This window comes from uncultured Cocleimonas sp. (genome assembly GCF_947495625.1).
In the GTDB taxonomy this organism is placed as follows: Bacteria; Pseudomonadota; Gammaproteobacteria; order Thiotrichales; family Thiotrichaceae; genus Cocleimonas.
The window spans coordinates 12,734-25,347 of record NZ_CANLZW010000014.1 but is presented as its reverse complement, the minus strand read 5'-3'; the positions used below and the strand labels follow the sequence as shown (position 1 = coordinate 25,347).

Here is a 12,614-nt window from a genome sequence, read left to right as displayed (position 1 = left end):
ATAATTAAAAGTATAACTCAAATCAAAAAATTAAATAAATTCACACCCCCCTACTTTGGGGCAGTTTTTAATTAGATATACCTTTCAACTGACGTAGTTTTTGTTTCGCTCAAATAACAAAGCCGGAGCAGTGGTGACTACTCCGGCTTTATCAAAACGAAATAACGAAAGTTTCTATCGTTGTTTTTTCATCTTATTTCTTCTTTATATAACAAGGTGATTAATTATAACGCTTCTAAATCGGCAATAACCGCATTGATATGCTTGGTCGCTTCAGTCGCTACAGCCTGAATCTCAGGATTCGTATCAAGCGTTAATACTACTTCCGGTGCCATAAAATCAAAGAAAGTTTCGCCATCAACTTCACGAACTGCAATCGTACAAGGTAATAATGCGCCCGCTTTAGGTGACGCTGTTATCACTTGTTTTGCCATCCCCGGATTACAAGCGCCCAGAATTTTGTAAGGCGGGATTTCTTCGCCCAGCTTGTTTTTAATCGTAGCCTGAACATCGACTTCACTCACGATACCAAGCTTGTGATTCATGCAGGTGGCTTTGAGTGTTTCGATAGCTTGATCGATAGGTTGTTTGATACTGGTAGATAATGTGTAAGACATATTGGCTCCAAAATAATGAATGTGATGAATTGTAAAAGTACAAGAATACTAGGGTGAAAGACAGCTATCCACATTGATATTAAGCAAATCGATCGAGTTTGGTTTGATTAGCTTCGTAGATTAAGACGCGGCACATAATCCCAAAAAATTCCCGCTGCTTTAGAACGAGGCTCTAATGGTTTACGCGCTATCACAACCCGAAAATCAGAAGCCGGACTAAGTGGGATGATTTTTACCCCTTCGATCTTTTCAGGTATCGATAATGATGAAACGATGGCATTCCCAAAGCCCGCTTTCACCATCGATAATATTGAATAGGTTTGATGGATGCGGTGTGAAATTAAAGGCTCGACGCCCTCACGATCAAACCATTTTAAAATCGCCGGGCCACTACCACCCAGTGAAAATATAAAGGGTCTATCGGATAACATAAGCGGAGAAATTTTAGCCGATGATGCCAACTCATCCTCCTCTGGAATCAATGCAACTAATCTGTCTGTGACTAAGGTGATGCTGTCAAAACCATCTCCCGGGTCTCTGATAACTGCGACATCAACACGGTTTTCTTTCAGCGCTAATAATGCGCCCTGATCTGGATCTTCCTGAATGCTCAGTGCAATATTTGGGTAGCGTTTACTAAAGCCTTGTAATAACTCCGGCAGTAAATGCGTTGAAGCGCTCGCCCCAAAAGACCCGATACGTACTGAACCTGCTTTATTTCGCCTGAATGCGTCAAGGCGCTCACCCAGAGCGATCACCGATTTATCAATCTCATTCGCATGAGAAACGACTATCTTACCTTCTTCGGTTAATTCAAGAGGGCGACTATCTCTTCTAAAAAAGCGTAAGCCAACAGCTTTCTCTAAGGTTGCGATTGAACGGCTAACCGCTGATTGTGTTAGCCCCAGTTCTTGAGCCGTTCGAGAAACACTGCCTGTTTTTTCAAGACTTTTTAAGGCGCGTAATGCGGTGAGCGAAGGATCAAATACCATACTATGACTATAAATCATTTAATTATTACTAATGATTCATTTATAACATACTTATTCGATTAATCCGTCATAAACAGATCAATAAGGTAGGTATGAATTTTGAAACATGGTTGGCATTTGTTGCCGCTTCACTCGTTTTAACCATGACTCCGGGGCCGAGCATTCTACTGGGTGTGGTGCACTCGATGAACTATGGTGCGAAAAAAACACTTTTTACCGCACTAGGTGATATCAGTGCCAACTTTATTCAAATGATTCTAGTTGCGATTGGTTTAGGTGTAGTCATCGCAAGCTCTGAATTGGCTTTTCAGTTGATCAAGTGGTTTGGTGTTTTTACCCTGGTTTATATGGGAGCCAAAATGGTGTTAAGTAAACCGAAAGCGTTAGAGCTAGCTCATCTTAAACACAATATCACCCGACGAAAACTCTATATCAATGGCTTTTTAGTTGCCGCCGGAAATCCCAAGGCAATTGTATTTTTTACTGCGTTCTTCCCACAGTTTATCGACCCTGACAAACCTTTATTGGCTCAATTAATTATTATGTGTCCGACAATGGCAATATTAGATTTTATCTGGGTGATGCTCTACGCCTTATCTGCACAACGTTTTTTAGGGTTTATGCAGAATCGCCCTGCTTTATTGAACCGAGTAGGTGGCTCAGCTTTACTCGGCGCTTCTGCTTTTTTGGCGACGACTAGTCATGCCTGATTGATTTGTAAATAGTCGTGAGCGTTAAAAATCAACAAACCACTCTGGTCTTAACAGCGGCTCTTTACAGCGGCTATTTACAACGACTACTTACAGCTATTCATCTGCATCGGACTTAGTATCTGGTTTCTTTTTCCATTGATAGCCTGCTGGAGGTGCTACGTTAGACGACCCCGCAGAGGTAGGTTTTGCCGCAGAAGGTTTCTTAGCTGACGGCTTTTTCGCCGTGGTCTTTACAGTAGAACTCGAAGGAGTAATTTTATCGGGACGATGAATCACCTGCAGACCATGCAGGAAGTTACGTAAAATCTGATCTTTGCATTCACGATAATGCTTATGACCGGGCTTTCTAAAAAAAGCACTCAGTTCGTGTTTGCTCATTTTAAAATTAGCTTTTGCCAGAATATCCAGCACATCTTCAGCTTGTAAACTCAAAGCGATTTTCATTTTCATGAAAACCTGATTGTTATTGAGTCTCTTTTCAAGCGGTGGTTTAGGGCCTTCGCGTTTACCGCGTTTGGATTCGATAAAGTTATTCAAAAATAATGCGAGTTGGCTATCAGTCAGCGCTACTTGTTCTGGATCATCATCACGTTTCAACCAATTACTGATTTGAGCACGTGTTACTTTTTCATCCGCAGAACTCATTAATGCGATCATCTTTGAATCATCAAAATTAAAGATAAAACGAACGCGACGCAAAATATCATTACTTTTCAAAAAATATACCCTCAAGGCAAATAACGGTGATTGTCTTTACAGACCTTATAGTTAAGAACTGTACCAGAGTTTTAAAATATATACTCTATTAGATCAATAGGCACCCCCCTACTTATAAGGCCCTTTTTTACGCACTGTTAAATCAATCCTTCTATAAACTGTTTTTATCAGTTTAAGCTAACATTCATGTCAGGTGAGATATAGTGTCCGAAAATTTTATAATAAATAAGGAAAAAACATGTCAGCGAATAATCCATACGCAACGCCACAAGCGCCACTCACTACTCGAGGAACAGAATCTGGTGGAGTGGGAGATCTTAATATATTTACCGCTGCTGGCAGACTCGGTCGCATTCGTTATCTGATGTATACCATGGGTGTTGGCCTTCTTGGCGGCATCATTGCCATGTTGTTATTTATGATTCCAGTCGTTGGAATTTTTCTTGGTATTGCAGCTTATGTTGGGTTGATGGCTATTACTTTCTTGTTAACTATTCAACGTTGTCATGATTTCAACAAAACCGGATGGTTAAGCCTGATTGTATTAATTCCACTGGTTTCATTGGTCTTTTACTTTTGGCCAGGTACTCAGGGTGAAAATGATTATGGACACCAGCCACCACCAAATAGCACGGCTATTAAAATAGGTGCGTTTTTACTATTAGGTTTATTCGTACTAAGCATGGTTGCGGCGATAGCATTACCTGCCTATCAAGAATATGCAATTCGCGCTGCTGGGTAATGAATTGGTCAAATAATTGAACGAAAAATTGAACGAAAAATTGATCAAAAGTTAAAATATAATAAAGCCAGCTCTATGAGCTGGCTTTATTATTTCTACAGAATGTATATTTGTCCTTACCGATCAAACAAGATTCAACTGATACTCTTCCCCGTTAAATTCAATCACATCACCATTAACGACTTTTTTTCTTTTTCTCGTTTCAGTCACACCATTTAACGAAACAAACCCTTCTGCAATTACATGCTTTGCTTCGCCACCACTCGGCAAAATACCTTCAAATTTTAATACCTTATAAAGTTCTACTGGCTCACGAGTGATTTCGATAATGTGCATGGAGGTTACTCTTCAATTAATGCTGTAATAATGGAGCATAATGACAAAGGATTAGTCGTGAAGATAGTGCGAGACGCAATTAAACTGAGTTAATTTAGACAAGTTATAGTATCGGGATACAACATTAGATTAGATCTAAATTAGTTTAGAGATGATTAGGTCACCCCCCTACTTTAAGAGGTTTTTTATAAGATCTCATATGGAGGCTGAAAAACGGGTGTATAAACTAAGAAATATCAACCACTTTGCGACTGCTTTTATAAATTGGATATAAAAACGTTTCTTCACGTGTGATTCGATCTTCTAACAGGATACCCATCTCTTTAAATTCCGAGATAAAATATTCTATATTGTCGAAACTTACAGGGATATAGGGGCTTTGACTTAGAAATGAGAAAATTGAAATCGAAATATTTTTCATCTCTGAATAAAATTCAGCCACTACTTTCTGTTCGGTAGAACTTTTATTTCTAGCCATTGATTTCAGATAGCCGTAAAACTGTTCGTCTTCCATTTGAATATGATGGGTGAATGCGGTCGAAAATTCCAAAAGTGTAAGTTGTAAGCCGGCTAAATCTCCTTCACTCGCTTTGCGCAAAACCTTTCTATACAGGGTCAAAATTTCTGCATGGTCGTTTTCTAAAGCGCCAATTAAGCTGATATCGTAGACAGGTAAAGTCGATCCGTCACGCTTTAGCTGATTATCAATTTTTGATTCAGAGCTTTTATTATTTCTGAGATTTTTAAAGGCTCGATCCTTGCTTTGATCTTTAATTCGAACTTTACTTCGACCTTTTTTGAGCTCTTTTGTTAATTCTTTAAAAGCAGACATTTAATATTCCAAAACAACATTATGTTTATAGTTTTTATAATTGTTTATTTATTAGAGAATTTGCTTATCCACTGAAATAAGATTCAAAATAAAAAAACTCAAGCAATAACAAATTTCCACTTGAAAATCATAGCATTATTTTGACTAAATCATTACCGAATCCGATAAGCCGTATGACAAGAAACGCACGCAGCCGTGATATCAGAAAGTGCTTTGTATGCTGGTAACAAGTCGCCCTCCTGCGCTTTTAACGCAAAACGACTTGCAGCACGATGCATACTGGTACCCGCAGCCTGCATTCCTTTGGGCATCATACTCGCCATATGGCTAGCGCCGTGGTTATCCAGCGAACTCATACCTAATCTGTTTTCAGCCACGTCTGCCGCCTTATCAGGTTGGTTATTTCCCATAAACTCAAGAATTTCATTCAATGCAGCGACGTGATCTCGCATATTCGCCATCATATGTTGCTGCATCATCTCAGGAAATTTCACTAGCTCACGTGAATCATCACTCGACATATTTGCGCTGGAGTTAGCGCTAACTGAAAATACCGATAAAAGAAGGATTAATTTAAGAACATTGAGTTTGTTTTTCATAGTAATTTCTCTATTTTAATTGGTTATACTACCTCTACTTTAAAATAAGTATGGTATTTCAATCAATGCAAAGTCCACTTCAATTATTGTCGAGTGTCGTCAATATTCTTATCGCCATCAACATCGTGATGTTTATCGGCACTTCAGGAAACCAGAGTGGATTAAACGACCTGCTTGCATTGCACTTTTACAAAAATGAAAACTACCAAGTCTGGCAATACGTCACTCATATGTTTATGCATGGGAGTTTGCCACACCTGCTATTTAATATGCTCGCCTTATGGATGTTTGGCACCCAGCTAGAGCGGGTTCTGGGTAAATCGCGTTTCCTCTTATTTTACTTCGCCTGCGGTATTGGAGCGGCGCTCATCTATAACGCTGTCAACCAGTTCCAGTTTAATGAAGTGTACGACATCCTGGTTAATGCAGGTATCAGTAGTGCTGAAATTAGCTCAATGATCGCACAACAAGTATACCCTCCAAAAATACTCAGTGCCGATCAAGCCTCGACAATGCTGAATATTTACCATGCACCCATGGTAGGTGCTTCCGGTGCCATTTACGGCGTGTTAGTCGCATACGCGCTAACCTTCCCCAATGCCAAACTGATGCTGATATTTATACCCTACCCGATTGCAGCAAAATACTTTGTACCGGTGCTTATTGGTATAGACCTGTTTTCTGGTGTAACAGGCTTCTCGTTATTCGGCGGTGGCGTTGCCCATTTTGCACACGTCGGCGGGGCAATCATTGGTTTCATCCTGATGATTTTATGGCGTAATCTAATCAAAAAAGGACAATCGTTTAATAATTTCTAAAAGCTTTTTAAATAATATGTGAATAGTAAATACACCCCCCTACTTTTAAGGGGTTTTTCTGGGTATTTTAATAGATTTAATCGTATAGAGAAAATCTACCTATTCTTGCTACAATTTATGGCCCGGCTAATAGCTAATAGGGCGAGCAACCCGAAGTCGATTTCTTGCGCTATTTTGGGAAACACACTATTGGATAAGAATTCTGGTGATGAACCCGTAGCTACTAACACTATCGTATTAACCGATTTATTCCGGCTAATACAAAACTGTGCGTCGCTGATGTCGGATATTGTAAATCACCTTATTTTACCAATCGCACACCTAGTAGTGGCTAGTAGCGGCCTAAGCCTATCTTCTACAACCTGTTCGAGTGATGGTGGCTCTAATTACACCTACCCTGCACCAGCAGATGCCGAGGGTGCGAATACAATGGTTACGAATTTAAAATCTGCAATGAGTGGGAGTTTTCTTCCACAAACTGGGACAACTGCTCCCTGGTTCACTTTGAAGTTTAGAGTGATAATAGAATAATTTGGCGATTAATAACTGAGTTAGTTTAAGTTTATGGTTAGGCTCATTCCAAAGCCGGACGACTATCAGCCATAATTCTATCCAGATCCTGTTGTGCTTTTTTCGGATTGGCTTTGTCTTTTTCATCCAGCATTTCACATTCATCGTTAACCATTTCAGCAATCGTGGATGGATAGAAACGACAATCTTCTGGGCGATCGAAGTAGATATCACAGGTATATACATTAGAATCTGGCGCTTTTCTCAGCCATGGACATAATTCAATAAGCTTGCCTGTTTCGGGGCTTGTCCATATATTGCTATTACTCACGTACTCTGCGATTTCAGGTCTAAATACCTCCCAGTATTCAACTTCATCTTCTGATGCAGAAAGCTGGCCGTTGCTGTATTTAATGCAACATTTACCGCATGAATTACATTCTTTGATAGTAAACATCCTTTTTCTCGAATATATGAATAACTAAATGATAAATACACCTGCCAACTTTAATTGTTTTTTTGAAAGCTGAATAGCAAAACAGAGAGAGGGAAGAAAAGTAGCTTGGGGCGGCTCAAGCAAATGAAAACAGCTAAAGCTCACTTTTATAGCTTTAGCTGTTATTTTAAATTAATTATTTTTACGTCGTAACACTTTTGTTTAAACGGTTAATCAGTCGCGCAACAAAACATTCAAATGATCGACAACAACCGCCCAGTCCGAATCTTCCGCTATCGATTCTTTTAAAAAATCTGCCTGAGAATTGCTCCAGAATTCCGCTTCATAAAGCTCCATATCCTCTGGGATCGGCTTATGCGTGATGATAAAGTTTTCGATACTTTCGTTGCTTTCTTCCAAGCCTAATTGTGCAAATAAAGCGTTCATATCATGAATTGATGTTTCCATTGTTATCTCCACAGTAATTTAAAAAAGTATTAGGTTTATCTTTATAAGATAAGGCTTAGGTTTAACAGGTTTATCCGAGAAAAGCAGTTAACCGTATAATGATAAGGCATTAGCAAACCATCATACGGAACTGTTTCTCAGGCAAACTCAGGTGATGTATCAGCCTTGTACTTTCCAGCTACCATCGGCTTGACGACACGCTCTGCCGTATATCTTTTCTTTTTTACCACCAATGATTGCGTCCACCGTATATTCTCGACAAGGTTGTGCTGAATTAACCATATAAGTCCGTGTAGGCACCACGACATAGTGATTATGCGTGTCTGGGTTGTTCCACGTTGTTGGCACTCCGGTACGTACTGTTTCCAGCGAATGGGCTATTTTTAAACGATCAGTATCATCCATAGATCGACCAATTGCTCCACCAATTTGTGAGCCTACAAGCGTACCAACTATGGTCGCGACCGTTCTACCATGTCCTTTACCGATTTGGTTACCTGCAACACCACCTAATACACTACCAATAATAATTCCGGCCTGCTCATTAGGGGCGACAGTGCCTGTGCAGCCAGCCGCAGTAATACTTGCGACTAATACTGATGTCATCAAAAACGTTTTTTTCATTGTTGTATCCAGGTATTTTTTCATAATCTTTACTCAGTTTTATTTACTTTCTGCCAACAGGGCCACTGTTAGGTGACTCCGTTGGCTTCTACTAAAACTCCGTTAGTGGCTAATAAATAGACCACCATTTACAGGAATTAAAGCGCCTGTTGTGTAACTATTTTTCTCATCAGCCAGCCATAAAACTGCCGAAGCAATCTCTGCTGGATGACCCATTCTTCCCATCGGAATACCACTAATAATTGATTCCAATACTTTCTCAGGCATATCTGCGGTCATTGCCGTTTCAGAATAACCAGGAGCAACGGTGTTTACGGTAACGCCTTTACGTGCGCCTTCATACGCAGCAGACATGGTAAAACCATGGATACCCGCTTTGGCTGCCGAGTAGTTTGGCTGCCCAAATTGACCGCGTTGTCCGTTTACCGATGAAATATTAATAATGCGTCCGTAACCGCGTTCAGTCATTCCCAACAGCACAGGTTTAGTAACATTGAATGCGCTGGTTAGGTTGGTATCAATGACTGCTTTCCACTGGTCTATCGTCATGTGTTTGATAGATGCATCACGAGTGATACCCGCGCAGTTAACTAATACATCGATGGGGCCAATTCTGCTTTCGATATCAGTAATCATTGCACCTGTTTCGTCAAAATCTGATACGTCTGCTGGAGCGATTTCGATATCAAACCCCGCTGCTTTTTGCTCGGCTTGCCATTTTTCTGAGTGTTCTTTATCAGCAGGATAGTAGTTTGCGACTACCTTGCAACCTGAGGTAAATAACTGTCGACAGATTTCACCGCCGAGCCCGCCTGTTCCGCCTGTTACTAGTGCAACTTTATTCTTACTCATGTTTATATTCTCCATTTTTGATTCAAGTTTTATTAAGAAAAACTCAAATTAATCTACTAATTAAATTAGTCCATGGGGTAAATATAATGAATCAACGCAAGCTTTGTTACTGGGACTTAAACGTAATTTAACTGTGGAAAGTACGTAATTTCTATTCTTACAAAAAACTACACGTCATTCGGTTTCAATTCTAATTCCTATAATTTAACTATTGTCTGAATAGTCAGTTTGACCTCTCCATAAAGCAATGTTGTTGGCATTTATTTTTATTGTAAAAGTTATGATTCTTAATTTTGAAATATTTATACCGTTACGCACACAATCAAGTTTATAAAAACCCTATAACAATATTTGTATCTACCAGTGAAATGTTTAGTAAATTTATTTTCACATAACAACTTCACATCTTGGATAAAACAATCGCCAAGGCAACGATAACTCCACCCCCCAATGCAACTACGCTGTATTTCTTTGGCTCTTGTTCGGCTCTTGGTAATAGGTGAGTAGCACCCACGTAAATCAATGCCCCCGCGGAGACAGCCAGTAAAGATCCCAAGGTTTGCGTATCAATTCGGCTGATCAGAGGATAAGAGACTAAGGTACCCAATGGTGTGCTAAATGCAGCTGTTATCAGGGATAGTATTAATGCATTCCGCTCACTAAAGCCCCCTTTAATCAATAACAAATAAGTAATGATGCCTTCTGGAAACTCATGTAACACCATGCCCGCAGTTGCCAGAACGCCAGTAAAAGCACTTACACTGAAAGCGATTGAATAGATAAAGCCATCGATAAAAGAATGAAAACCAATTCCCAGTGCAGGTGTAATACCAATACCAGCATCGGATTTACTCGGATCTTTTTCACAAACAAATGCGGTTAAAAATCGATTGAATAAATATAAGCCTAGATATCCAGCAAGCAAAAAACCAGGCGCATGCGGTGACATGGAAAATGCCTTAGGAATAATATGCAAAAAAGAGGCAGATATAAGCACACCCGCTGCAAAACACATGAAATAAGTCGTATTGTTACGACCCCATGTTTTAAAACGTCTAATGACGTAAATCCCTATCGAGGTAACAGTTGCCGCTGCGACACTGAACCCCATTGCTATCCAGAAATCAGGTTCCATAACAGGCTCTAGTTGAATTAACAAAATCCATCTGTTTAGTTCTTAACGATATGTTAGTCCCAGTTTTTTCTTACTTTTTCTAAATTAAGGCGATAGTTTTCGGCATCGCCATAATCGAAATAATTCTGTGTTCTATCATGTTGTGCCAATGTACGTTTTGCATGTTTTATAGGACACCAGTATTGTTCGGTTCGGGCAATGACCTCTCTCACATACTCAATCAAACCATTACCGTAACCGCAATAAATACAGTTAAATTTTTCAACGGTATTTAAATAAGATAACTGCCCCCTATCAATAACCAGATAGTCCGCTCTAACCACTCGTGGAATTCCATAAATACGAAAACAAATTTGCTGGTAAAGGGTAATGGTGATATCAAGAAAAAACAGAGGAAAAATCATGCCATAGATTAATGGAGAAGAGAGAATATAAATAATCGGAGCCTTACTTATATATTGCCATGTACGAATCCGCTGAGATTTCAATTTTTGACGTACATTTTTTTCAAAAATGACTTTACCACGCTGTAATCGGTAATCAAATTGCCTGCGTTTCTCCACAAGCATTTTGTCTAACTCCTGCTCAAGCTCTTGTTGCACTTTGTGCAAACGCTCTAAAATTTCATCAATTTTTGTATTGGTTTGCATTTTTTCTCCACATTTATTTAGGAGTAACGTTTTGGCTTTTCACTAGGTCTAGATTATTTGTGTCTAGATGCTCATGAATTTCAATATATCAGTCAACTTGCTTCGTTGTAATTAGCATTAAACGCAAGTTGCCTGTGGTAAACACCTAGCTATTCTATACTTTTTTTACGTTAAGTTACCTGATGTAATAATTTGTTTAAGATAATCTAATCAAACACACCCCCCACCTTTTGAGGCTTTTTCTATTCAGTATTACCCGGAGGCACTTTCTTCCATACATCCTTTTTCTGGCCTTCTTCATAACCCTTTTTAAATAATCTATTCATTTCCTTTCTATCAAATTCATCACTCTCTGTGGGCTCATATTCTTCAGGCAGTGCCACCCAGTTGAAATCCAGACCTTGTGTTTTTGCCAGCCCGTAGACTCTATTTAAATCATTGAGAGCCTGCGATTTGATCATAGAAGAAAGGGCGCGTTCAGATATTTTTGTGAGATTTCTGGGGACTTGTTGTATTTCGGGGCCTATCTCAGCATTCCGAATAATAAAAATACTCATTTTACGATTTGGCGCTTCCACCAGATTTAATTTTTTCCTGAAATCCGTTAAATCCAGTGTTGCGGCAAGAAAGAATAATTGCGCTTTAACACCGCCATCCACATGCATTTCATCATAGGTTTTACCATCAGACTCTACTTTAATTAACACAGGAGGAAACGCCACAGGTACTGAAGATGATGCCAGTATGATCTGTTGAAAAAGTGCCAACGCCTTGGGATGCCCACTATTCGCAATGGCTCCCATATTCCACACGACCAGTCGATCGGTATCTAGATTAGTTGTACCGATAAATAGTCGTCGCCCTTGTCTGTGAGCCAAAGCAACCTTATTGACGACATCTTTTGTAATATAGCGCTTAATCAATCGTAATAAGGGGGCAGTATCTGTAAAAGAATCACTCCACATAAAGCTAATCCAACGTGGAAAGTAAATATTACTAGCACTAATTGTAGTAAAGGCTTCCTCTAGAGTGCTGTCATATTCAGAACCAATAAAAGCAAAGGGAGCAATAAGCGCACCGGTACTGATTCCAGTGACGAGTTTAAATTTAGGACGTTTACCTGTTTTACTCCAGCCCTTCAAAAAAACCAGCTCCAAAAGCGCCGTTTTCGCCGCCGCCAGAAAGTGTTAAGACGCTCGAAGCGGGTAATTTAACGAGACTGCTAGTGGCTAAATGGCTCTTTTCCTGTTTTATTGAGAGTAATAAATCGGATTCGAAATCCTTACTAAATGTACCTGACCAGGCTCTTACCCCTGACATTCCTGATATTTTTGCGCTTAACATTTTATCCAAAGGCGCAGGATGGCGGGGCAAGGTGCTACATGCTGTTACTGTGGCAAGTAACAGAAGTAACATTAAATTACGCATCAGGTATCTCATCTACTCTCTCTGCTTAAAATCAGACTTGTTAACCATAATTAGTCTCTCAATGGTTCTCAACGTTTGTTTTTATAATAAGTAATTAAAAGCTTTTAAATAAAAACTTAATGACAAAAGTCAAAGATTGATAAGA

General features: G+C 39.5%; 18 protein-coding genes. 4 read left to right on the top strand and 14 right to left on the bottom strand.

The features are described 5' to 3' along the window. Positions 1-224 precede the first annotated feature (224 nt). Both Q1A31_RS09505 and Q1A31_RS09500 read right to left on the bottom strand, forming a co-directional pair. Positions 225-617: a DUF302 domain-containing protein gene (locus tag Q1A31_RS09505; protein ID WP_299875729.1), complete on the bottom strand. Its 393-nt coding sequence runs from the start codon at positions 615-617 to the stop codon at positions 225-227. 107 nt (positions 618-724) lie between these two features. Next, a complete protein-coding gene (locus Q1A31_RS09500; protein ID WP_299875727.1) occupies positions 725-1,627 on the bottom strand; it encodes a LysR family transcriptional regulator in 903 nt (300 codons plus the stop codon). Between the two features lie 74 nt (positions 1,628-1,701). Between Q1A31_RS09500 and Q1A31_RS09495 the strand changes: the two genes are divergently transcribed. Next, complete coding sequence (locus tag Q1A31_RS09495) at positions 1,702-2,319, top strand: LysE family translocator (RefSeq protein ID WP_299875725.1); 618 nt, start codon at positions 1,702-1,704, stop codon at positions 2,317-2,319. 96 nt (positions 2,320-2,415) lie between these two features. Here the strand turns inward: Q1A31_RS09495 and Q1A31_RS09490 are convergent, their stop codons facing one another. After that, positions 2,416-3,039 (bottom strand): DUF1456 family protein, encoded by a 624-nt coding sequence (locus Q1A31_RS09490; RefSeq protein WP_299875723.1) that lies wholly within the window; start codon positions 3,037-3,039, stop codon positions 2,416-2,418. Between the two features lie 238 nt (positions 3,040-3,277). On the opposite strand from Q1A31_RS09490, the gene Q1A31_RS09485 reads away from it, so the two are divergent. Further along, positions 3,278-3,781, top strand: a complete 504-nt coding sequence (locus Q1A31_RS09485; RefSeq protein WP_299875721.1) for a DUF805 domain-containing protein — start codon at positions 3,278-3,280, stop codon at positions 3,779-3,781. Positions 3,782-3,904: 123 nt separating this feature from the next. Here the strand turns inward: Q1A31_RS09485 and Q1A31_RS09480 are convergent, their stop codons facing one another. From Q1A31_RS09480 to Q1A31_RS09470, 3 genes are all read right to left on the bottom strand, one after another. Further along, a complete protein-coding gene (locus Q1A31_RS09480) occupies positions 3,905-4,117 on the bottom strand; it encodes an RNA-binding S4 domain-containing protein (RefSeq protein ID WP_299875719.1) in 213 nt (70 codons plus the stop codon). Positions 4,118-4,343: 226 nt separating this feature from the next. After that, complete coding sequence (locus Q1A31_RS09475) at positions 4,344-4,949, bottom strand: hemerythrin domain-containing protein (protein WP_299875717.1); 606 nt, start codon at positions 4,947-4,949, stop codon at positions 4,344-4,346. 152 nt (positions 4,950-5,101) lie between these two features. After that, on the bottom strand, positions 5,102-5,548 hold the full coding sequence (locus Q1A31_RS09470; protein WP_299875715.1) for a hypothetical protein: 447 nt from the start codon (positions 5,546-5,548) through the stop codon (positions 5,102-5,104). 65 nt (positions 5,549-5,613) lie between these two features. Between Q1A31_RS09470 and Q1A31_RS09465 the strand changes: the two genes are divergently transcribed. Together Q1A31_RS09465 and Q1A31_RS09460 are read left to right on the top strand one after the other, a co-directional pair. Further along, a complete protein-coding gene (locus Q1A31_RS09465) occupies positions 5,614-6,366 on the top strand; it encodes a rhomboid family intramembrane serine protease (protein WP_299875713.1) in 753 nt (250 codons plus the stop codon). A 189-nt stretch (positions 6,367-6,555) separates the two neighbouring features. Further along, positions 6,556-6,897 carry a hypothetical protein gene (locus Q1A31_RS09460; protein WP_299875712.1) on the top strand — a complete coding sequence of 114 codons (342 nt, stop codon included), beginning with the start codon at positions 6,556-6,558 and terminating at the stop codon, positions 6,895-6,897. Between the two features lie 43 nt (positions 6,898-6,940). On the opposite strand, the gene Q1A31_RS09455 is transcribed toward Q1A31_RS09460, so the two are convergent. The 8 genes from Q1A31_RS09455 to Q1A31_RS09420 form a co-directional block, all read right to left on the bottom strand. After that, positions 6,941-7,333 carry a YkgJ family cysteine cluster protein gene (locus Q1A31_RS09455; RefSeq protein WP_299875710.1) on the bottom strand — a complete coding sequence of 131 codons (393 nt, stop codon included), beginning with the start codon at positions 7,331-7,333 and terminating at the stop codon, positions 6,941-6,943. 213 nt (positions 7,334-7,546) lie between these two features. After that, positions 7,547-7,780, bottom strand: coding sequence for a DUF2789 domain-containing protein (locus Q1A31_RS09450; RefSeq protein ID WP_299875708.1), 234 nt, complete (start codon positions 7,778-7,780; stop codon positions 7,547-7,549). Positions 7,781-7,939: 159 nt separating this feature from the next. Continuing rightward, a complete protein-coding gene (locus Q1A31_RS09445; RefSeq protein WP_299875706.1) occupies positions 7,940-8,404 on the bottom strand; it encodes an RT0821/Lpp0805 family surface protein in 465 nt (154 codons plus the stop codon). Between the two features lie 102 nt (positions 8,405-8,506). After that, a complete protein-coding gene (gene phbB, locus Q1A31_RS09440) occupies positions 8,507-9,256 on the bottom strand; it encodes an acetoacetyl-CoA reductase (RefSeq protein WP_299875705.1) in 750 nt (249 codons plus the stop codon). 400 nt (positions 9,257-9,656) lie between these two features. Further along, positions 9,657-10,415, bottom strand: a complete 759-nt coding sequence (locus tag Q1A31_RS09435) for a ZIP family metal transporter (RefSeq protein WP_299875703.1) — start codon at positions 10,413-10,415, stop codon at positions 9,657-9,659. A 29-nt stretch (positions 10,416-10,444) separates the two neighbouring features. Continuing rightward, the gene (locus Q1A31_RS09430; protein WP_299875701.1) at positions 10,445-11,041 is read right to left on the bottom strand and encodes a hypothetical protein; all 597 of its coding nucleotides are present in this window, start codon (positions 11,039-11,041) and stop codon (positions 10,445-10,447) included. 242 nt (positions 11,042-11,283) lie between these two features. Then, positions 11,284-12,183, bottom strand: coding sequence for a patatin-like phospholipase family protein (locus tag Q1A31_RS09425; RefSeq protein ID WP_299875699.1), 900 nt, complete (start codon positions 12,181-12,183; stop codon positions 11,284-11,286). Next, the gene (locus tag Q1A31_RS09420; protein ID WP_299875697.1) at positions 12,167-12,469 is read right to left on the bottom strand and encodes a hypothetical protein; all 303 of its coding nucleotides are present in this window, start codon (positions 12,467-12,469) and stop codon (positions 12,167-12,169) included. Before Q1A31_RS09420 ends, Q1A31_RS09425 begins: the two co-directional genes overlap by 17 nt. Positions 12,470-12,614: the final 145 nt, after the last annotated feature.